The 20,095-nt window shown below is 35.3% G+C and carries 19 protein-coding genes; 15 read left to right on the top strand and 4 right to left on the bottom strand.

Annotated features, from left to right (window positions below; all coding sequences use genetic code 11):
• The first annotated feature begins 367 nt into the window (after positions 1 to 367).
• Positions 368 to 922, top strand: coding sequence for a TetR/AcrR family transcriptional regulator (locus tag GO593_RS18170; RefSeq protein WP_001133086.1), 555 nt, complete (start codon positions 368 to 370; stop codon positions 920 to 922).
• 61 nt (positions 923 to 983) lie between these two features.
• On the opposite strand, the gene GO593_RS18165 is transcribed toward GO593_RS18170, so the two are convergent.
• Positions 984 to 3,221 (bottom strand): TonB-dependent receptor, encoded by a 2,238-nt coding sequence (locus tag GO593_RS18165; RefSeq protein ID WP_000527022.1) that lies wholly within the window; start codon positions 3,219 to 3,221, stop codon positions 984 to 986.
• A 450-nt stretch (positions 3,222 to 3,671) separates the two neighbouring features.
• Here GO593_RS18165 and GO593_RS18160 point away from each other — a divergent pair, with 450 nt between their 5' ends.
• The 5 genes from GO593_RS18160 (at position 3,672) to GO593_RS18140 (ending at position 7,369) form a co-directional block, all read left to right on the top strand.
• The gene (locus GO593_RS18160; RefSeq protein WP_000345326.1) at positions 3,672 to 4,907 is read left to right on the top strand and encodes a mechanosensitive ion channel family protein; all 1,236 of its coding nucleotides are present in this window, start codon (positions 3,672 to 3,674) and stop codon (positions 4,905 to 4,907) included.
• 298 nt (positions 4,908 to 5,205) lie between these two features.
• Positions 5,206 to 5,457 (top strand): hypothetical protein, encoded by a 252-nt coding sequence (locus tag GO593_RS18155; protein WP_000179474.1) that lies wholly within the window; start codon positions 5,206 to 5,208, stop codon positions 5,455 to 5,457.
• Positions 5,458 to 5,870: 413 nt separating this feature from the next.
• A complete protein-coding gene (locus tag GO593_RS18150) occupies positions 5,871 to 6,341 on the top strand; it encodes a hypothetical protein (protein WP_001123846.1) in 471 nt (156 codons plus the stop codon).
• A gap of 188 nt (positions 6,342 to 6,529) precedes the next feature.
• A complete protein-coding gene (locus GO593_RS18145; protein WP_000650375.1) occupies positions 6,530 to 6,811 on the top strand; it encodes a hypothetical protein in 282 nt (93 codons plus the stop codon).
• A gap of 174 nt (positions 6,812 to 6,985) precedes the next feature.
• On the top strand, positions 6,986 to 7,369 hold the full coding sequence (locus GO593_RS18140) for a hypothetical protein (RefSeq protein WP_000825555.1): 384 nt from the start codon (positions 6,986 to 6,988) through the stop codon (positions 7,367 to 7,369).
• A gap of 32 nt (positions 7,370 to 7,401) precedes the next feature.
• Here GO593_RS18140 and GO593_RS18135 read toward each other — a convergent pair whose 3' ends face one another.
• A complete protein-coding gene (locus GO593_RS18135) occupies positions 7,402 to 7,908 on the bottom strand; it encodes a GNAT family N-acetyltransferase (protein ID WP_001019945.1) in 507 nt (168 codons plus the stop codon).
• A 192-nt stretch (positions 7,909 to 8,100) separates the two neighbouring features.
• Here GO593_RS18135 and GO593_RS18130 point away from each other — a divergent pair, with 192 nt between their 5' ends.
• The 4 genes from GO593_RS18130 (at position 8,101) to GO593_RS18115 (ending at position 12,832) form a co-directional block, all read left to right on the top strand.
• Positions 8,101 to 10,257, top strand: coding sequence for a TonB-dependent siderophore receptor (locus GO593_RS18130; RefSeq protein ID WP_001189915.1), 2,157 nt, complete (start codon positions 8,101 to 8,103; stop codon positions 10,255 to 10,257).
• Positions 10,258 to 10,561: 304 nt separating this feature from the next.
• A complete protein-coding gene (locus tag GO593_RS18125; RefSeq protein ID WP_001983686.1) occupies positions 10,562 to 11,674 on the top strand; it encodes an OmpW/AlkL family protein in 1,113 nt (370 codons plus the stop codon).
• Between the two features lie 179 nt (positions 11,675 to 11,853).
• Complete coding sequence (locus GO593_RS18120; protein WP_000161254.1) at positions 11,854 to 11,985, top strand: hypothetical protein; 132 nt, start codon at positions 11,854 to 11,856, stop codon at positions 11,983 to 11,985.
• A gap of 421 nt (positions 11,986 to 12,406) precedes the next feature.
• Positions 12,407 to 12,832 (top strand): hypothetical protein, encoded by a 426-nt coding sequence (locus GO593_RS18115; protein ID WP_000720291.1) that lies wholly within the window; start codon positions 12,407 to 12,409, stop codon positions 12,830 to 12,832.
• Positions 12,833 to 12,905: 73 nt separating this feature from the next.
• On the opposite strand, the gene GO593_RS18110 is transcribed toward GO593_RS18115, so the two are convergent.
• Positions 12,906 to 14,489, bottom strand: coding sequence for an ATP-binding cassette domain-containing protein (locus GO593_RS18110; RefSeq protein WP_000194049.1), 1,584 nt, complete (start codon positions 14,487 to 14,489; stop codon positions 12,906 to 12,908).
• Between the two features lie 258 nt (positions 14,490 to 14,747).
• Positions 14,748 to 15,191 carry a universal stress protein gene (locus tag GO593_RS18105; protein WP_001109442.1) on the bottom strand — a complete coding sequence of 148 codons (444 nt, stop codon included), beginning with the start codon at positions 15,189 to 15,191 and terminating at the stop codon, positions 14,748 to 14,750.
• A 289-nt stretch (positions 15,192 to 15,480) separates the two neighbouring features.
• Here GO593_RS18105 and GO593_RS18100 point away from each other — a divergent pair, with 289 nt between their 5' ends.
• The 5 genes from GO593_RS18100 (at position 15,481) to mgtA (ending at position 20,095) form a co-directional block, all read left to right on the top strand.
• Entirely contained in the window at positions 15,481 to 15,708 is a 228-nt protein-coding gene (locus GO593_RS18100; RefSeq protein WP_000774579.1) for a hypothetical protein, read from the top strand.
• 178 nt (positions 15,709 to 15,886) lie between these two features.
• Positions 15,887 to 16,060, top strand: a complete 174-nt coding sequence (locus tag GO593_RS19115) for a hypothetical protein (protein ID WP_001139332.1) — start codon at positions 15,887 to 15,889, stop codon at positions 16,058 to 16,060.
• Between the two features lie 271 nt (positions 16,061 to 16,331).
• Positions 16,332 to 16,775 carry an RDD family protein gene (locus GO593_RS18095; RefSeq protein ID WP_000221476.1) on the top strand — a complete coding sequence of 148 codons (444 nt, stop codon included), beginning with the start codon at positions 16,332 to 16,334 and terminating at the stop codon, positions 16,773 to 16,775.
• Between the two features lie 301 nt (positions 16,776 to 17,076).
• On the top strand, positions 17,077 to 17,238 hold the full coding sequence (locus GO593_RS19110) for a hypothetical protein (protein ID WP_001983688.1): 162 nt from the start codon (positions 17,077 to 17,079) through the stop codon (positions 17,236 to 17,238).
• A gap of 100 nt (positions 17,239 to 17,338) precedes the next feature.
• On the top strand, positions 17,339 to 20,095 hold the full coding sequence (gene mgtA, locus GO593_RS18090; RefSeq protein WP_000675132.1) for a magnesium-translocating P-type ATPase: 2,757 nt from the start codon (positions 17,339 to 17,341) through the stop codon (positions 20,093 to 20,095).

The raw sequence follows: 20,095 nt of genomic DNA, 5'->3' as shown, positions 1-20,095 counted from the left end.
GCTGGATTCTTTGGCTCCAGTCTGCTAACCCTCTTTCGTTTCGCCACCATTATTTAGCAGTAATGTGGTGAAACTTCTTTATAGCCAAAGGAGTTCGCTATGCGTACTAATTCTTCTCATTTATTGGTTTTTGCCAAAGTCTTTTTGCTATACCACTTAAACAGTCTATAAAGCGATTGAATCGACTCTAGGTTTTTAAACCTAAACATCGTTACGACTCAAAAATCATAGCAACAATAAACCCGAGATAGGCGAGCACATCTTTATTGTGCGGCTTTTGCATGTCTGTTTTTAGCGCTCAATTTAAGAGTGACGGCATGTCTATCTCTTTTATATACAACAAAAAATTATTTTAAGCGGTATAACTATGCCAAATTTAGAAGCTTCATTTAGAGCACTTAGAATGCTTCACACAGCAAGAGATTTATTTAAACAATACGGATTTCACAAGGTTGGTGTCGACCGAATTATTGCTGAGTCCAAAATTACCAAAGCCACCTTTTACAACTATTTCCACTCTAAAGAAAGACTCATTGAAATGTGCTTAACCTTTCAAAAGGACGGGCTAAAAGAAGAAGTATTTTCTATTATTTATTCATACCGTGAACTTATGGTATTTGATAAGCTCAAGAAAATCTTTTTTCTGCATGCCAACCTCGAAGGGCTGTACCGTTTACCTTTACAGGCCATTTTTGAAATTGAAAAGTTTTATCCAACTGCCTATAAAGTGGTGGTTGATTATAGAAACTGGTTGGTGACCCAAATACATCAATTACTTTTAACCATTAAAGCCACAGCTACACTCGAAGACGCCTATATGTTTTTGTTTGTGATTGATGGGGCAATGGTCCAGCTTTTGAGTAAAGATAGAATAGATGAACGAGATAAATTATTAGATTATTTTTTAATAATGATGTCCTAGACTAAAATAAAAGCCCCGATAATGGGGCTTTTATAATGTTAGTTACTAACTAAAATCTCAATTACCACTTATGGCTATAAGTCACTTTTAACGTTACACCATTTGCAACTAAGTGACTGGTATTATCGCTTGTTCTTAATAATTGGCTATATAGAGGATAGTACTTGCGGTTAAACATATTCTCTAAACCAATCGTCATGGTGTCTTTTTTATTAAGTGCAAAGCTACTGATTAAATCTGCTGTTGTATAAGATTTTACATCGTAGCGACCAAAACTATTCTTGCCGTTTAGGCGGTAATCTTCTGAACCGAAGTAAGTAGCTTGTAGGCGGTTTGTCCAAGTTTCTGTTGGGCTATAAGAAATATAACCTGTGAGTTTTAATGGCGGAATACGGAAGCCTGTCATGTCTTGCTCAGCACCGTTTTGCGGTTTTTCACGGCCTTTCATCCATGTAACACTACCACCAGTTCCCCAAACATTGGCATCGTCCAGATAGTCAAAAGTTGCTTCAACACCAGTGACTTTTTCTTTAGTTCTAGCGAGGACTAAACCATTGTTGAATGATTGTACAGCACCAAGGTCAGAAGTAGAGTGGAAGACCGCTAAGCTTGAAGAGAAGTTATTAAAGTTTCCTTTCCAGCCCAACTCATAATTATCGACTTTTACAGGTTCTAAGAATGACGAACCAAGGTTAAAACCTTCACCAGCATTACGAATAATTAAACCTACATCAGGTAATTGAAAACCTTGGTTAAACGATGCATAAATTGAATGTTGGTCGTTTGGAGAGAAAGTCACATTAGCATTGTACAACCATGCATCAGCTTTCACTTTTCCGCCCTGAACGGTGTAAGGGTTAGTTTTGCCTAATTGTGATAATGGAACAAAGCTATCAATTTGGGCATAGCTGTCTTCATAACGCGTACCAGCTTCTGCCGACCATTGGTCATTAAAGCGGTGCTTTAACTGTAAAAAACCACCAATACTTTGTGTGGTGAGTTCCGGTAAATAAATAAGTTTGCCAATTTTTACAAACTCTAGGCCACCAGATTGGTCATAAATTTTTTGATCAAAAATATCTAAAGACATTTCGCTCTTTTCGCGACTAAAGTCACCACCCCAAACCAATGAGGTGTCACCTAAAAACTCAAGTGGTGTAGTCACAGTTAAGCGGCTACCGAGTACATTATTTTCTTGATAGATCTGATCGACTTGTCCACCACGATTTGCATTTTTTCGTGCATCAAATGGTGAAAAACGGGTAAAGAAGTCGCGGTAATAAATTTGGGCATCAACCTTATTGCCAAAAAAGTCTTTATGGTTATAGGTTAAATTGTAGATCTGATTTTCGTTTTTATTTTGGTCTTTGAGCTTTAAGCCTTTAATAGCTTTGGCTGGTACGGTTCCGGCAGGGGCATTCTTCACACTTGGGTCAGATGCATAATCTGAGTCTTGCTCGGCATTATAGTAGTTTGCAGCAAACTGGACATATTGGTTGTCATCAATATGATAACCAAGCTTACCGCCTACGCTGTAAGCATCGGCATCATATAAATCTCCTTGACTTGGTTCAGGGGCAACACGGTCGCCACTTGCATCGTATGGACTACCAATACGTTGGTAACCAAAGTCGAGTGCATAGTCAAAGGCGTTAAAGCTGCCTGTGAAATATTGATGAATGTCACCACTTAAAGCATTAGAACGGAAATTTGTTAAAGGTGTTTGAAGCCCAACGACTGTTTTGGCGGTAGGTTCACCGCCAGCAGCTTTCGTGGTAATTGAAATAATACCGCCAGAAGCGCCACCACCATAAATTGCGTTACTACCGCGAATGACTTCAATGTTAGCAATACTTTCAGGGTCGATAGCTGAAAGACCTCTTGATGTGTCGCGTGTCAGGTTCATTGGAACGCCATCGACCAAGATGAGGGCATTACGGCCCCGTAAAGTTTGACCATAATCGGTAATGGTTCGGCTTGAGTCAGACAGGCCCGGTACGGCTTTAGCTAAAACAGTTGCAATATTTCCAGATGAACCATTTCTTAAAAGTTCAATTTGTTTTTCATCTAGCTTGGTCACTTGTTTGGCAGATGTAGAAAGTTCATCTGCACGTGAAGCGGTGATTGTAATTGTAGGGAGTGCTTCAGGTTTTTTTTCAGCATCTGTTGTCTCAGAAGGCGAGGCTGCAAAGGCCGAGTTTGAGAGAAAGATGGCTCCACCAAGTGATAGAAGTGGAATGATATTTTTTGCTTCAGACTTCCTAGTAAAAAGTTTATTACTTTTTATCTTATTTCCCATTTTCTCGCCCTGAGAGTGATTGTAAATTCGTCGAATTATAAATGAGAATGATTTTAATTAATAATATTATTAATCTATATAATAGAAGTATTTGTGGCTCTTAAATAAACATAAATAACAAAAGATCTTCTAAGAGAGTTAAGAGTTTTGATTAATTTAATATATTTGAAAAGCCTTAAATTTTTTCATATGCAGCATTCTTAAGGAGTCAAAATCTTTTTTTATATAGGTACAAAGAGAAGCAGTGACTTGAGATCAATATCTTTCCACCTATTCCATACTTGTTAATCTATTTATTGTCTAGTCGAATAGTAGTGATCAGCTTTTATCTAAATTTACGATTGAATATTACTTCCTTGTTGTATTTATGACGACATATGTAAACAAGCCTTAATCTATAACACATGAACACTTTAAAATTATTGAAAATAAAGTTTTAAGGTGTAGGTTTTGGATTTTTTTAATTTTTATCGTGATCTTCAAGCTGAGTTAAGCAACTATCCTTGGCTAGAAATGCTAGTTTCGCTCACACTTTTGATCCTGTTTGCTGCATTAGCAAATTTCATTGCTAAACGAATTATTGTTCGGGGAATACGTCATTTAGTGACTAAAATTAAGTCACTCAACCAGTCAGTTTTTGCCCAGCATAGTGTCATTAAGCGATTTGCCAATATTGTGCCGGCCATTGTCATTATGAATGGTATTACTACCGTTCCGCATTTGTCGGAAAAAGCGGTTGCTTTGGTACAGATGGGCGCACAAGCATTCATTTTCCTCACGATTGCGCTCACCATTAGTGAATTATTAAATATATTTAATTTAATCTATCAGCGTAATCCAAAATCTAGAAACAAGCCGATTAAAGGTTACTTGCAACTCGTTAAACTCATTATTTTTGTTGTTTGCGGATTAATGATTTTGGGTACATTCCTGAAAAAGGATGTATTTACGTTGTTGGCTGGCTTCGGTGCAATGGCAGCCGTATTAATGTTAGTTTTCCAAAATACAATTTTGTCATTGGTCGCGAGTGTACAAATTGCCTCTTATGATATGGTTCGTATTGGGGACTGGATTGAAATGCCATCGCTTAATGCTGATGGTGATGTCATTGATATTTCATTGCACACGGTGACCGTTCAAAACTTTGATAAAACATACACCACGATTCCAACCAATAAACTAGTGACAGACACTTTTAAAAACTGGCGTGGTATGAGTAATGCGGGCTGTCGCCGTATGAAGCGTTCTCTTTATATCGATCAAACTAGCGTGCACTTCATGACCGAAGAAGAGCAACAAAAACTCAAAGATTTTTTATTGCTAGATCAATATCTCAATGCCAAGCAATCTGAGATTGACGAATTTAATAAGCATTTAGGTAGTCAATCCCGTTATAACAAAAGACGCTTAACCAATATCGGAACATTTAGAGCATATGTTGAATTCTATTTGCGCCAGCATAAAGGGATTGCTCAAAATCAAACGCTTATTGTTCGCCAACTACAACCAACGAGTGAAGGTCTACCATTAGAGATCTATGCATTTACCAATACCACTGCATGGGTTTCTTATGAAGCAATTCAGTCCGATATTTTTGATCATCTGATTGCGATTTTGCCTGAGTTTGGCTTAAGAGTGTATCAGGCACCTTCAGGCCATGATTTTCAGAAATTATCAGTAGAATAAACAACTATTAGCGTGCTATCTATTTTATTTTCAAATAGATAGCATCTTTTTAATAATTTAATACATTAATTTATAACTATTCTTAGAAAATTATTATTAAATAGCTGTATAAGTTGACTTTAAAAGCTACATGTACATTGTAGATTAAAAGATTTTAAGCAAACTCAATCTAAAACTTGCAGGAGTAAGGCTTAAGTAACAAATTTGACACTTTGAACAAAGAAAATACTAAATGCTTAAGAATGACAAACAATAAAGTTGCTTTACTAAGATTTGTTAGGTGAGTTGGAGTGTTTGAATGGCTACAGCAATTGAGAACAGAGCTAGACAACTTAAAAACGCTAAACGTGGAGGATATGCGCCAACCATTGCCAAAGACGTAAACAAACATAAAGTACAAAAAATAAGGAGAGCTCTAGACGAAGCCCGGCGATATGTGAGTGAACTAAATGACGAAACGGTTATCTTTGACGATCAGGACGCAAGGCAAAAGGCAGAAGGAGCCAAAGCAATTATTGAAATGTTTGAAGCAGCTTTAAGCGGTGCGTGAGCAGCATCAAACTAAAACATAATCATAAAAGACCTTGCTGAAGATACAGTTAACGTTCTAGCCCCTCGACTAGGCAACTTGGTTATTCAGCAAGGCAGTAAAATAAAAATAATTCAAATATTTCTATATTCTATTTTTTACTCAAAAAAAACCAAAAAATACCGGTCAAATAATATTATTGATGAGCTTAATTTTTTTAGAAAATTATTACTAACTATAAAAATTTTTCGGATTGAAAATGTGATGGATTTTACATTTTTATTCATTGCTGTGGTTCGTTATGGAAGTCAGTTTCAGAACACTCTTATAGATTACATTTGGTATTTCAACACTTACATATTGCAATAATATATTCATCATACTTCCCTAAAAGTCTGATCAATCGCGATGGTCAATATAAGAGGAAAGGAAATATGCCAAAATTTCTAATAATTGCCGAGAAGGTTTATAAAAAACTAGAAGAAGATAAATTGTTTTCAGATAACCTGATCGAACAACTAAATAACTTGGTCAGTATTATTCGTAAAGAGATAAAGGGAACTCCCTGTAAACTCAAATACAATTTTATCGATTTTGAAGAATGCCTAAGTAAACCCTTAAGTGAATGCACGATTAAACTCGACATGAGTTTAATGCCTAAATATAAGAATAAGGGTGAATATATTATGTGGCTAGCGAGCTTTATTGAAAGAATCACGGTTGGCGGGCAGCCAAAATTACCACCACTTTCAAGTATTGTGCCAGCCGACTTTAACGTAAAAAAAGAAGCTCAGACGGTAGTTGAAAATAAAAAAGCAGTATCGGAAGAAAATGCAAAGATGATTGTGAATTATTTTAATTCTGAAGAATATCAGAAAAATAATAAAAAAATAAATCTGGTTTAAAACCATATAAAAGTGTGTGTCCACCGCACTTTTATAATCGCTGGAAAATTTCAGCAACCGCCTTCTGGGGCGGTTTTCTTTTGCCATATACATACTTAAACAATTACATCATAAAAAATTCCATAACTTATCTGTATAGCATGTTAAGTTTTTCTACACATCTATAAAAATTACGGAAGGGTTTAAACATGAAATGTTCATATCAAGATCTAGATGGAAATATAGTCGAATTAACTTGTGAAAGTTATATACATATACCGTCAGGTGCCAGTGGAAACAAATTGGGAATAGATAATAGGGCGGAAGACTTAATACATATCACTGAAGATTTTAGTTTTTTTAAGAAAACAGAGGCAGATTCAATACCACTCTATCGATTCGCTGTAGATGCTAATTACAATGTTTTTAATAGTGATGAGCTACCAGCTTTGGCGCAAATTGGAACCGATTGGAAAGTGCTTAATGAATAACTTTGCGATTGTTAGGTAGCCTATAAGCTAATGCTTTAATATTTTGTAAAATTTATCGAATAGTAAATATTTAACTTATCTTAATACAGGTATTATAAATAGCGAACTGAAAATATAGTCTAAATATTTATAGGCAGTTTTAGACTAGATGTTGATTATATAGAGAGAAAGAACATGAAGCGCCTTATTATATTATTTCTATTAGCTTATGCTACAAGCTCCTTTGCTCAAGTGCCATTCGAAGTCAGTAAAAGTTGTTTTGTAGTGAATGGTAGAAATATTACTGAGCCTTGCTTACTTTCTTCTACAAATAACTCGACATCTAACTTTGAAAGATTAACTTTTGCTAATACAAAAGTTTTTATTAAAGAATCAAATATTTGTTCAAATAATGATTCATGTGTTTCTGTAGGAAGTAATTTGTCGAATTTAAAAGATGCGACTATTTATTATCGTGATTTAAAATCTAAAAAAATTATTGAAAAACCGGAAAAAGATTCATGGACCTGTTTTAAGCAACCAATTGATAAATTAGACTTTTGTATTTCTTATAATTAATAAAATCTATTTTTAATAAAGAAAATTCTAAATTAGTCTTGGGCATTAAATGCTTCATGGTAGCTTACATCACCTTTAGGAACATAATTTTGAAAACTTAAGGCTTGGAAGTATTCAGGGGGCACTCCAGCTAGTTTTAGGTCAGGGTATGCTTTAAAACCAAAGCGACTGTAATACTTTGGATCACCTAATAAAACACAACCTTTTGCGCCTAATTTTTTTAATTTTTCTAAAGAGCTATTCATAAGCAATGATCCAATGCCTTGTCCTTGCTTATTCGGCGCGACAGAAATAGGTCCTAAGCCATACCAATTCTTTTCACCTGATGAAATTTGCACTGGTGAAATTGCCACATGTCCAACAATAGTATTATCTTCAACCGCAACTAAAGAGACTGTAAGTTGTTTGTGCTTTCTTAAATTATTAACAATAAAGTGTTCAGTATGGCTCGTATGTTCAGCATTTAGAAATGCCGCTTTAGTCAATTCTTCAATTTCTTTAATATCTTCTTCTCGCTCATCGCGAATAAAAATATTCATCTTAAGTTTGATCCGTTTTTCTCAGCTACTCTTTTATTTTTAGCATCAATCGGCTTAGTTAGGCATAAATTTCAATCATAAAAACTTGTATAATTCATAAATAAAATAAATGAAAGTAATATTGATAATCAGTATCAAATGATAATTATTCTTTGTATTATTCATGTAATTTTTTAAAGCTACTTAAAGATTATGCAAAGGACTACGAAACACTTTCAAATTAATGCATTAGCACTTGCAATAGCAATGAGCACAATTTCAGCGCATGCAGAGACTGATCAGCAGACTTCGGAATATGGAACTCTTCCTACCATTAAAGTAAAAGCTGGAAGTGGCCAAGAAAATGAAAAAAGTTATATAGCAGGGAAAACAGATACAGCGGTTCCACTGGGTTTATCTGTTCGTGAGGTTCCACAATCTGTTTCTGTCATTACTCAACAGCGTTTACAAGACCAGCAATTGTCAACTTTGGTTGAGGTCGCCGAAAATGTTACAGGGGTAAGTGTCAACCGTTATGAAACCAACCGAGGTGGAATCTATTCACGTGGTTTTGTAGTAGATAACTATATTATTGATGGTATTCCCACCACATATAGCTTGCCTTGGTCTTCAGGTGAAATTTTCTCAAGTATGGCCTTATATGATCATATTGATGTAGTTCGAGGGGCAACAGGTCTTACATTTGGTGCTGGAAACCCATCTGCTGCGATTAATATGGTTCGTAAGCGTGCTACGAGTACAGAGCCAACAGCTAACGTAGAAGTGAGTGCAGGGAGTTGGGATAATTACCGTGTTATGGGTGATATTGCCAACTCCCTTAATCAATCAGGGACAGTACGTGGACGAGCAGTGGCCCAATATGAACAAGGCGACAGCTATACCGACTTGTTGTCTAAAGAAAAGCTATCTTTACTGTTAAGTGCTGAAGCGGATTTATCTGAAAATACCCTTTTATCGGGTGGGGTAACTTATCAGGAAGATGATCCGCGTGGACCAATGTGGGGAGGTTTACCTGTCTGGTTTAGTGATGGCACAAAAACGAACTGGTCTAAAAATACCACTACAAGTGCTGACTGGACACGCTGGAATGTTAAATATACCAACCTATTTGCAGATTTAACTCATAAATTTAATGACAACTGGTCAGCTAAACTATCTTATTTTCATGGTAAGCGTGATGCTAATTCTAAGCTTTTATATGTTTCAGGTAGTGTAGATAAAAATACTGGTCTAGGGCTATCTCCTTATGCATCAGCGTATGACCTTGAGGTAGAGCAAGATAATGCTTCTTTGCAGCTCAATGGTAGTTTTGATTTGTGGGGCTTAGAACAAAAGGTTGTTTTGGGTTATCAATATTCCAATCAGGACTTTACAGCATATGCTCGTTCAACTGATACAAAAATGGAAATTGGCAATTTCTTTGAATGGAACGGCAGCATGCCTGAGCCAGTGTGGAATGCACCTACACTCAATGAGAAATATAATATTGAACAAAATGCACTATTCGCTGCGACTTATTTAAATCCGATTGAGCCTCTAAAATTTATTTTAGGTGGACGTTTTACAAATTATGAAAAGAATATATATGGTCGTAGTTCATCCATAAAATATGACCACGAATTTGTTCCTTATGCAGGGGTTATCTATGATTTCAATGATGTTTATACTGCTTATGCAAGTTATACCAGTATTTTTCAGCCTCAAGATAATAAAGACTTTGATGGAAACTATTTAGACCCGGTTGAAGGAAACAGTACTGAAGTAGGCTTAAAATCTGCATGGTTTGATGGACGTTTGAATGGTACTTTAGCGCTTTATCATATTAAGCAAGACAATTTAGCTCAGGAAGCAGGACAAGTTACTCGTAACGGGGTAAAAGAAACCTATTATCGGGCAGCAAAAGGTGCGACGAGTGAAGGTTTCGAAGTTGAAGTAAGTGGACAAATCACACCAGACTGGAATATTACAGCAGGTTATAGCCAGTTCTCTGCCAAAGATGCAAATGATGCCGATGTTAATACCCAACTTCCTCGCAAGATGATTCAGTCATTTACCACCTATAAATTACCGGGCAAATTAGAAAACATAACCGTGGGTGGCGGGGTAAATTGGCAAAGCAGTACTTATGTTAATGCTAAGAATCCGAAGAAAGTTATTGAGAAAGTTGAGCAAGGAGGTTATGCACTTGTAAACCTTATGGCTCGTTATCAAATTACAAAAGATTTTTCGGCTCAGCTTAATATTAACAACGTATTTAATAAAAAATATTACGGTGTTTTCCCGGCGTATGGCCAAATTACTTTAGGTGCCCCTCGAAATGCGGCGCTAACACTACAATATAAGTTTTAATGAAGTTATTTTTTAAGAGCACCTACGGGTGCTTTTTTTATAATTCTAAAAAGAGCTAAGTATCAAAAGAGTACTGGTTTTTATCTCTATTTTTTACCATTTGATAAAATTATTTTTAACTAAAATTTTACCGTTCGTCTGCTAATTAAGATAACTAAGTCATGAATTTATATATGAAAATGTGATGAATTTAACTTAAATTTATTTGTTTAAAAATTATACTAATTGATAAAAAATATAACTTGGCTATATTCCAAGAACATATTGCAGAGTTAGCAATATGCATTTCTAGGATGGAATAAAAATGAAAATAAAATTATCGAAAATAGTAATAGCCAGCTCATTATTGATATTTGCAAATATGAGTTATGCAGAGGGAGTAAAACGGTTTTCTGTCTCGGCAGGTTGGTTACATGTAATGCCTCAAGGTAAAGCTAATCCATTTAATATCAATACAAGTGTTAAAAATGGAACAGTTGCTAAAGTTGGAAGCATTTCGCCGACCAGTTTCTTAAACTCCGTTGATCCTAATGCTACAGAGGTAGATGTAGGCGGTGAACCTTTTAATCAAAAAGAGTTTCTTGAACTCGCTTTAAATGATGACTTTTTAAAAGGGCTCTTACTTGATGAAGAAGGCAATATAAAACCTGAGGTAGCAGGTGAGGCAACGATTCAAGGGTTAGAGCAGTGGCATCAAAATGATGCCGGCCTTGAAGTAGATGACACAGACACATTAGGGCTTATGTTTAACTATTACCTCAATGACAATGTGTCTTTACAATTTATTGGAGGCATTCCCCCTAAAGTCGATATTAAAGGCCAAGGTGAAATCTTGGCACCATTAAGCGGTGTCGCGTTGTCACCAAATGAATTAGTTAAAATTCTTTTTCCGAACGGCATTACCTTAGGTCAAGCGGTCCCGATTACCAATTTAGGCAATAAACCTAAAGCAGCTAGTGTTCGTGCCTGGACACCTGCAATTGAAGCACAATATCAATTTGGGAAGAGTGGGGTGAACAAGTTTAGACCCTATTTAGGTGTGGGATTAATGTATGCTCATTTTAATGATATTAAGCTAAATGACGAAATTCGTTCTGACCTGATCTCTGCAGGCCATATGATTCAAAATGTGTTAGATGGTAAGGCTGGGGCTGCCTTGGATCGTAAAGAGTCGAGTGGAAATATGGTGGTTAAAGTAGATGCAGATGATGCGATTGCGCCTATATTTACTGCCGGTTTTACTTATGATTTTAATGATTCTTGGTATACGGTTGCCTCAATATCTTATGCAAAACTAAATAATCGAACACAAATTGATGTCATTAACCAAAATACGGGCGCTCGCTTAATTCATGGGTCAACTAAAGTTGATATTGACCCGATCATTACATATTTAGGGGTGGGCTACAGATTTTAATTTTTTAATCATTTGAAGCAGTATCCTGAAGATGAATTCAATAAATTAAAATCTTTGGGATACTTTCTCATTTTACATTTCTTTGTGAACACTACAAAAAAGTCTATAAATCTATGCTGATCGTAATATTGATAGCCAGTATTTATAAGCTAATCAATTAAAACTGTATGAGGTGAGATATGACTAAAATTATCGCTACCCTAGGTTTAGCAGCAATCGTTTCGCTTTCTGTGGCGGCTTGCCAAGGTGAGAATGATACTAAACAGCAAGATAAAACCACGACTCCACACTCAATGGATAAAGACTCCTAATTTTTATAAATTTTAAAGCCTATCGTTAGATGGGCTTTAAAATAACTTTGCTGTGTCTTGCTATTCCTAGCTATTGTTAGGGATCAAACTCATCTTGCGTTAATAAGACAGCCCTAAAGAAAAAATATGAATCTTCTTTTATATGTGCCACTTGGTTTCCATAACTTGCATTGAATTAAATACGGTTTTTATATGGCATGTACTTAAGCCACTTTTATAAAATGACTCATTATGGCCATTACCATAAATTTCGGCTGTAAAATTTAAAGGGCTGATAAGTTAAGTTTAATGATACTTACTTTTGAATAGCGATGAAATAACTTACAAATCCAAACGCTACTCATCAAATCTATACATAAAGTTAAATTTAATAAAAATTATCTTTCTTATAATAATTTAAAAATAATTTTGAGGGCTAAAAATGAAAAAAATCATTAAAATTTTATTATTATCTAGTTTGATTTTATCTATACCATTATCTGTAGTTGCTAAAAATGTTGAGACTAAAGTAAGCTTTTTAAAAGGTTCTTCTCAAACTACGTTAACCGGAAAGTTTCAAGGTTATGATGATGTAAGATATCGAGTTTTTGCAAAAAGTGGACAGATTTTAAAATTTAATATTAATAGTTATGGTAATTTAGCTTATATTAATATTTTCGCTCCAGGTCAAAAGCCTGGTAAAGATAAGCCATTATTCGTGGGTTCGACTGTAGGTTTTTCAGGTGAAGTAACGCTACCTGTTGATGGTGATTATATTGTTCAAGTTTATCAAATGAAAAAAAGCGCACAAAGAAATAGAGCAGTTTCTTTTAATCTAGATCTACAAATATTAGATAATAAAAAATAAAATGATAATTAAAAGATTTATATAAAAGCTCTAATAGTTAGAGCTTTTATATAGGCATAAAAATAGCGTAGTGTTAATTTAAATAAATTGAATCAACAATCCCGCATTTTTCAACAAAACTTAAATCATGTGAAACTAATAGCACAGCACCTTCATAACTAGAAATAGCATTTGCAAATAGATCTCTTGACTCGATATCTAAGTGGTTTTCTGGTTCATCAAGTAGTAAAAGTTCAGGCATAGGCTGAGCATGGCTCAAACCTAGTAAAGCAACTTTTAACTTCTCACCACCACTGAGTTGAGCTAAGGGATATGTGCTTTTATCACCACGAATCCGAAGCTGACCTAATAAATTTCTCCACTCTAACTCAGTAATATTTGGGTTAATATTTCTTAAGTTTTCAACAGCAGAGAGATGGTCTAATAAAAAGCTAAAGTTCTGATCGAGATAAAAGCAATTTACAAACAGTTTAATTTCATCTGTAGCAGTTACAGCTGATTGATCAATCTGTTTCAGCAAAGTTGATTTCCCAATACCATTTCGGCCAACCAAATGAATCTTTTGACAAGCTCTTAAGGCGAGATGAATTGGTTGTTGTGTCCCATAGTTGAGTTTTAAGTTCTCAATTCTAAGAATTTCTCCTGTTCTTTTGTTAAAAGAGGGGAATATAAATTGTTGGGGCTTAACAGTTTCTAGAAGTACTTTTTTACTCTTCAAGTCTTGCTGGTTTTGATCGATTTGACGCTGATGTTGAGAATGAATTGCTCCTAGGCTTTGCCCAGCCTGTTCTTTTTTAAAATCGAGCAAAATTTTAGCTTGCGAGTTTGAGTCACGAAGTTTGTTGCCAGCACGCTCACGTTTTTGGGCTTTCATTAAAACTTCATGCTGCTTTTGCTTCATGTGCTTAACTTCACGTTGATGCTGATGTACTGACTGTTCTAAAGCCTCGATTTGGGACTGATATTGCTCATAAAATTTTTCATAATTTCCTGTAGTATGCTGTAGGCCATGCTCATTTAAGTGATAAATATGGTCGACTTCATTTAGCAAAGTCAGATCATGACTAATAATCAGAGCGCCTACTGGATGTTTCTTTAACTGAGCAATTAACCACTGTCTAGCTTCTTGATCGAGATGGTTGCTTGGCTCATCAAGTAATAGGTAATGATCAGTTTTTAAAAATAATGCGGATAAGGCTAACTTGGTTTTTTGGCCTTCGCTCAACTGCTTAACAGGAAAGTCTAAATCGGTTGGTAGCTGAGCAGATCGTAGTAAAGCTTCCCAAATATTAGGAAGATCCCAATGTCCTTCTAACAAATCATAATCATCGTATTCAGCTTCGCCTTTTTCCACTCTTTGAAAAGCGTTGTAAAGATGGTTGACCTCTAAAGCTTCTGCAATTGTGTCTGATTGGAGACGAGTGAGCTGAGATAAATATGCATACTTGGTTTGCCAGTTTATTTGGCCACTGATATGCATTTCTGTAGTGGGTGAAATCTTGTGAAGCAATTGCATAAGTAAAGACTTACCTTGACCATTGCGGCCAATTAAGGCTGATACTTGATGATGCTCAAGTGAGAAATTCAATTCTTTAAACATCACTTTTGAAGGAAACTCCAAAGTGAGTTGTGATATTACACATACCTGCTGAGTCATAAGAACCTCATAAATACAGGATGTACAAAATAGGAATGTAAAGCTTTAAATAAAGACGCTAAGTCACTAAAGAATAGTCTATTTTGCACATCAAAAAAGAGAAAATTGATGAGAAAAAGACTTACTTCATTGGCGTGACTCACAAAATAGAGGGAAAGAGAACAATAGTGTATAACGGTTTTTAAGCTGTGTAAAACTTATGCATTTTTTACGATAAAAAGCCTAATCAATGGATTAGGCTTTTAGTCGACTCAGCAATTATTCTTTTACCACCAAAACTTGGATTTTAGTGCTGTTTAGAACATCTTGCGCAAAACTACCCAAAATAAGTTTTTGGAAACCTTTACGACCATGTGAACCAATAACAATCAGGTCTGAACCCAACTCTTCTACAGCTTTAAGAATGCCATCAGATGAGATTTCACCTTGAATAATTTGTGTTTCAATATCAACACCTTCTTCAGCGCATAGGGCTTTTACTTTCGCAAGTGTTTTTTCTGCATTAGCACGCGCTTCAACAAAATAATCTTTTACAACAGGAGAGATGTAATAGAAATCGACACCACTAAACGGGTCCACTGCAACCAGACTAATTGCTGTAAGTTTACTACCAAAAGCTTTAGCGATATGGGCCGCTTGTCGTGCTGCTGCCAAAGAAATCTCAGAACCATCTACAGGTACAATAATATGTCGGTAATTCATAATGTTATTCCTCTTATTTACAAGTTGTTATATGTATGAAGCTTTTCTTACTTAAAGATTAACACATTTGTTTAAAGGTAGAAATCAATTCAATTCACTTGTAGTTAAATTAAATGGTGTTTAATTATATATTTGATTTTTAATGATTTTATTGGAGGTTGATAAATAGGGAGTTGAGACTATGCCAAATTTAATTTTTTAGAAGAACTTTACAATAAATTACCTTTCATATTTTTGTCACACAGAAATCGTATAACCGAATCATATGTAAGGGGGGAAGTAGTAAGATATGGCCGATTTAACAGCAAAGAAAGTCAGTAAACTTATCGAGGAATTTCGCCAAACTGGTAAAGAGCCAGAAAAGCTAGTGATTGGATATAAAACTTATGCAAGACTCATGGCAGATGATAAGTTTGCAGAAAAAGTTGTTCCTTCGTTAGAAAACTCAAAAGATCGATTATATAAAAATCTAAAAATAAAACTTATTACTGAAAAACATTATTTTGAAGTTAATTAAAATATAAATGTGATATTTATCACATTTATATTTTTGTTGTTTACATTTAGTAGGAATTATTAACATATTGTTTTTAAGTTGATACAAATATGGGGTGTAATCAACATTTGAAAACAGCATTCCTTTACAGACTCGATAGAATAAATTGCTTTTATTTTTAAGTAGTGGAATAAATTGAATGCCAAGTATTAGTGTAATTTTATTTTATATTTTAGCTATTTTAGGCTTTTGCTCTGCTGTGGGAGGATTATTAAGTTTAAGTATGTTTTTAATCATCATCGGTATTGGGCTTATTTGTGCAGCTTTTTTGCTAAAAAAAGAATTTAAAATTGATGTTTTATTCTGGAAATAACCATTGGTTATAAATGATTAAATTAATAAATATAATTAGTTTTCACCTCATACAAATGAGGTGTAATCTAAATATTTTAATATGATATATATTATTTTAACTTAAATTGATATGGCTTTTATTTTCAAAAATCTTATTACAATTCTAAATAAAACCGGAAATTAAAAAATACATTAAGTATTTAAAAATAAAAAGATTTCAATTACGATGAAAGACGAATAAATTAGTTACTGTGGCATTAGGTAAAAAATAACAAAAGCGAGGTGAACACATGACCTATAAATATGAATATGCAGGGTTTTGGTTAAGATTTGGCGCAATGATCATTGATACTCTTATTCTTTTTTTAGCAATTATTCCAGCCGCATGGATCTTTTATCATGGAGATTACGATCTCATATTTGCTACAGGTATGAGTAGTAAACCGCAAAACTATTGGTTTGATATGATCGTAAATTATGCATTTCCATTTTTATATACTGTTTTGTGTTGGATCTACTTTGCAGGGACTCCAGGAAAACGTCTAATGCGTTTAAAAGTTCTCGATGAAAAGACAGGTAATAAGTTAACTTTCGTACAATCTCTCATTCGCTATATCGGATATATTCCATCTATTTTAGTGTTTTGTATCGGTCTTATTTGGGTCGCATTTGATGCTAAAAAACAAGGATGGCATGACAAGATGGCGAAAACAGTGGTGGTTAGAGAACTGTGATTTATAGTCACTGATGAATTAATAAAAAATTACAAAAAAAATCTTGTGCCTTGTAGAGTAAAACCTATACTTGCCGCGAGTTTATTTAACGGAGATCCTAAATGGGTAGTTGTTCGAGGTTCGAGTTTAATTATCAATTAAACCAAAGCCAATACTGAGCAAGGTAACCTTTAGGAGAGGCTATCTTGCAATGAGATAGCTTTGTTAAAAATTAGATTAAACCTATACAAATTACTTGATTTGTAATCATTCACTTCAGCATTTATCTGTTTAGTTTCTCGCTAGAAATGGGGAGAAGCCAATGTTTTTATACGCTTCCATACACGACCGTTATATCTACCAGATTTTAATCTTGGTAAACAATTCGTCTCATGCGATTCAAAGCATTCGGACCATGTTCAGTTATGTGACATTCCGTCAACGTTGGTCTGGCTTTGGGCTAATTTTCTCTTCTTCATCGTAAGTCTACGATCTCCTATTCCTTTCTAAATTAAAAAATTTAAAAGACTTTATTTTCAATAAGGTCGAGAGCTTTGTACGCCTAAAAAATGGAGGATTTCGTGATGAAATTCTGGCAACGACTCTTCACATCATTTTTACAAAGATTTCATTTGATGCGTTTTTTCGGTCGTAATCGATCTTTTAAAGAGCTACATCAATCTAGTTATGCTCAAGAAATTAGCAAAAATTTATCTAAGCGTTTGCTTAATGCATCAAGAGATCAAACGAATGATCTATTAAAACAATTCGATACTCATTTGACGGGGCTTACAGAAGAGCAAGCGCATAGCCAACAAATGACGGTGGGTCTTAATGAAGTTACTCATGAAAAGCCATTAACTTGGTGGCAACACCTTTGGTATTGCTACCGTAATCCGTTCAATATTTTACTTAGCCTGTTGGCATTGATTGCTTTTTTTACCGATGATCTAACAGGTTCAACCATTATTAGTGTGATGGTAATTCTTTCAACACTACTTCGTTACTGGCAAGAAGCAAAGTCAAATCAAGCTGCGGATGCCTTAAAGGCAATGGTGAGTAATAATGCTACTGTATTGCGCCATCAAGTCAGTGCAGAAGATTTAGAACTTATGCATGAGCGTTATAGCATTGATACTAAAAACCAAACCACTCACCAATTTGAGATACCAATTCAGTATTTAGTGCCGGGTGATGTAATTTTATTATCTGCGGGTGACATGATTCCTGCGGATTGTAGAATTTTGTCTGCTAAAGATTTGTTTGTCTCTCAAGCTGCAATGACTGGTGAATCAATGCCTGTCGAGAAATTTCCGTTGCAGAAAAATCTTGAAGAAACCAGCGCTTTAGAGCTAGATAATATTGTATTCATGGGGACCAATATTGTTTCTGGTTCAGCTCAGGCAGTGGTTTTAAGTACGGGTATTCAAACATATTTCGGTGCATTGGCTCATCGAGTTACGGCTACTGATCGGAGCACGACTGCATTTCAAATGGGTGTCAACAAAGTAAGTTGGTTGCTCATTCGCTTTATGTTGGTGATGGCACCTGTTGTACTTTTCATTAATGGCTTCACCAAAGGCGATTGGGCCGAAGCATTTTTATTCGCATTATCTGTAGCTGTCGGTCTTACTCCAGAAATGCTACCGATGATTGTGACTTCAACTTTGGCAAAGGGCGCGGTTTTCTTATCTAAAAAGAAAGTGATTGTTAAACGTCTAGATGCGATACAGAACTTTGGTGCCATGGATGTTCTATGTACCGATAAAACTGGAACTCTGACTCAAGACAAAATCTTTTTATCCCAACATATTGATGTTCAAGGTGAGAAATCAGACTTTGTACTCATGCAGGCATTTTTAAATAGTTATTATCAAACAGGCCTAAAAAATTTGCTTGATGTGGCTGTTTTAGAAGCTGTTGATGATCAGATCAAAATACAGAAGTTACGTTACAAGAAGTTAGATGAAGTTCCTTTTGATTTTGATCGCCGCCGTATGTCAGTCGTGGTACAAACGCCTCAACAAAAAGCCCGTATGATTACCAAAGGTGCAGTTGAGGAAATGTTAAAGGTTTGCCGTTATGTCGAGGTAAATGGCAAAGTAGAGCCTTTAACAAAGCAACGTGAAGTAGCAATTGAGGCATTAACTCAACGCTATAACCGAGATGGTTTAAGAGTGGTGGCAGTAGCGTATCGTGAGTTTAAAAATCATCAGGAAAATTATTCAGTTGTTGACGAAAGTGATCTGATTTTAATAGGTTATATTACTTTTCTTGATCCACCTAAAGAGTCTGCCAAAGAAGCTGTACAGAGTTTACATGCCCATGGTGTAACGGTAAAAGTGCTAACTGGGGATAATGAGTTTGTCACCCAAAAAGTGTGCCGAGAAATTGGCCTGAATTATGATCAAGTTTTATTGGGCGGTGTAATTGAAACCTTAACTGATCAACAACTCAAAAGAGCAGTAGAGCAATACCACATTTTTGCGAAATTAAGTCCGGTTCACAAAGAACGTATTGTTGAGCAGTTAAAAGCAAATGGTCACGTGGTTGGTTTCTTAGGAGACGGTATTAACGATGCCGCTGCTATACGTGCTGCCGATATTGGTATTTCAGTAGATACCGCAGTAGATATCGCTAAAGAGTCTGCAGATTTAATCTTGCTTGAAAAAAGCCTGATGGTTCTTGAAAAAGGTGTGATTGAAGGCCGTAGAACTTTTGCCAATATGCTGAAGTATATCAAAATGACGGCGAGTTCAAATTTTGGTAACGTTTTTTCGGTACTTATTGCGAGTGCTTTTATTCCATTTTTACCAATGCTGCCTATTCACTTACTCATTCAAAACTTACTTTATGATGTTTCACAAATTGTGATTCCTTTTGACAATGTGGATGAAGAGCTAATTGCAAAACCACAGCGTTGGCAACCTGAAGAAGTTGGCCGCTTTATGGTGGTGTTTGGACCGATTAGCTCCATTTTTGACATGATTACTTTTGGGTTAATGTGGTTTGTATTTTCAGCAAATACTCCTGAACATCAGACGCTATTCCAATCAGGCTGGTTTGTGGTGGGTTTACTTACCCAGACATTAATTGTCCATATGATCCGTACAGCTCAAATTCCATTTATTCAGAGTCGTGCCGCGACTCCATTATTAATAATGACAGCGGTGATTATGTGTATCGGGATTTTCTTACCAATGGGTCCTTTAGCAAGCTATTTAAAACTACAAGCTTTACCTTTAAGTTATTTCTTATATTTACCTTTAATTTTAGGTGCTTATATGTGTGTTACTCAATGGGTAAAGAAAATCTATATCCGCCGTTATGGCTGGCAATAA

This window comes from Acinetobacter baumannii (genome assembly GCF_009759685.1).
Taxonomy (GTDB): domain Bacteria; phylum Pseudomonadota; class Gammaproteobacteria; order Pseudomonadales; family Moraxellaceae; genus Acinetobacter; species Acinetobacter baumannii.
This window is presented reverse-complemented; position numbering and strand designations above follow the sequence as displayed.

What these genes read in the sequence shown, in the direction of transcription:
- GO593_RS18170 (WP_001133086.1), top strand. Translation starts at nt 368, where the DNA reads ATGCCAAATTTAGAAGCTTCATTTAGAGCACTTAGAATGCTTCACACA.
- GO593_RS18165 (WP_000527022.1), bottom strand. Translation starts at nt 3,221, where the DNA reads ATGGGAAATAAGATAAAAAGTAATAAACTTTTTACTAGGAAGTCTGAA.
- GO593_RS18155 (WP_000179474.1), top strand. Translation starts at nt 5,206, where the DNA reads ATGGCTACAGCAATTGAGAACAGAGCTAGACAACTTAAAAACGCTAAA.
- GO593_RS18150 (WP_001123846.1), top strand. Translation starts at nt 5,871, where the DNA reads ATGCCAAAATTTCTAATAATTGCCGAGAAGGTTTATAAAAAACTAGAA.
- GO593_RS18145 (WP_000650375.1), top strand. Translation starts at nt 6,530, where the DNA reads ATGAAATGTTCATATCAAGATCTAGATGGAAATATAGTCGAATTAACT.
- GO593_RS18140 (WP_000825555.1), top strand. Translation starts at nt 6,986, where the DNA reads ATGAAGCGCCTTATTATATTATTTCTATTAGCTTATGCTACAAGCTCC.
- GO593_RS18135 (WP_001019945.1), bottom strand. Translation starts at nt 7,908, where the DNA reads ATGAATATTTTTATTCGCGATGAGCGAGAAGAAGATATTAAAGAAATT.
- GO593_RS18130 (WP_001189915.1), top strand. Translation starts at nt 8,101, where the DNA reads ATGCAAAGGACTACGAAACACTTTCAAATTAATGCATTAGCACTTGCA.
- GO593_RS18125 (WP_001983686.1), top strand. Translation starts at nt 10,562, where the DNA reads ATGAAAATAAAATTATCGAAAATAGTAATAGCCAGCTCATTATTGATA.
- GO593_RS18120 (WP_000161254.1), top strand. Translation starts at nt 11,854, where the DNA reads ATGACTAAAATTATCGCTACCCTAGGTTTAGCAGCAATCGTTTCGCTT.
- GO593_RS18115 (WP_000720291.1), top strand. Translation starts at nt 12,407, where the DNA reads ATGAAAAAAATCATTAAAATTTTATTATTATCTAGTTTGATTTTATCT.
- GO593_RS18110 (WP_000194049.1), bottom strand. Translation starts at nt 14,489, where the DNA reads ATGACTCAGCAGGTATGTGTAATATCACAACTCACTTTGGAGTTTCCT.
- GO593_RS18105 (WP_001109442.1), bottom strand. Translation starts at nt 15,191, where the DNA reads ATGAATTACCGACATATTATTGTACCTGTAGATGGTTCTGAGATTTCT.
- GO593_RS18100 (WP_000774579.1), top strand. Translation starts at nt 15,481, where the DNA reads ATGGCCGATTTAACAGCAAAGAAAGTCAGTAAACTTATCGAGGAATTT.
- GO593_RS19115 (WP_001139332.1), top strand. Translation starts at nt 15,887, where the DNA reads ATGCCAAGTATTAGTGTAATTTTATTTTATATTTTAGCTATTTTAGGC.
- GO593_RS18095 (WP_000221476.1), top strand. Translation starts at nt 16,332, where the DNA reads ATGACCTATAAATATGAATATGCAGGGTTTTGGTTAAGATTTGGCGCA.
- GO593_RS19110 (WP_001983688.1), top strand. Translation starts at nt 17,077, where the DNA reads ATGTTTTTATACGCTTCCATACACGACCGTTATATCTACCAGATTTTA.
- mgtA (WP_000675132.1), top strand. Translation starts at nt 17,339, where the DNA reads ATGAAATTCTGGCAACGACTCTTCACATCATTTTTACAAAGATTTCAT.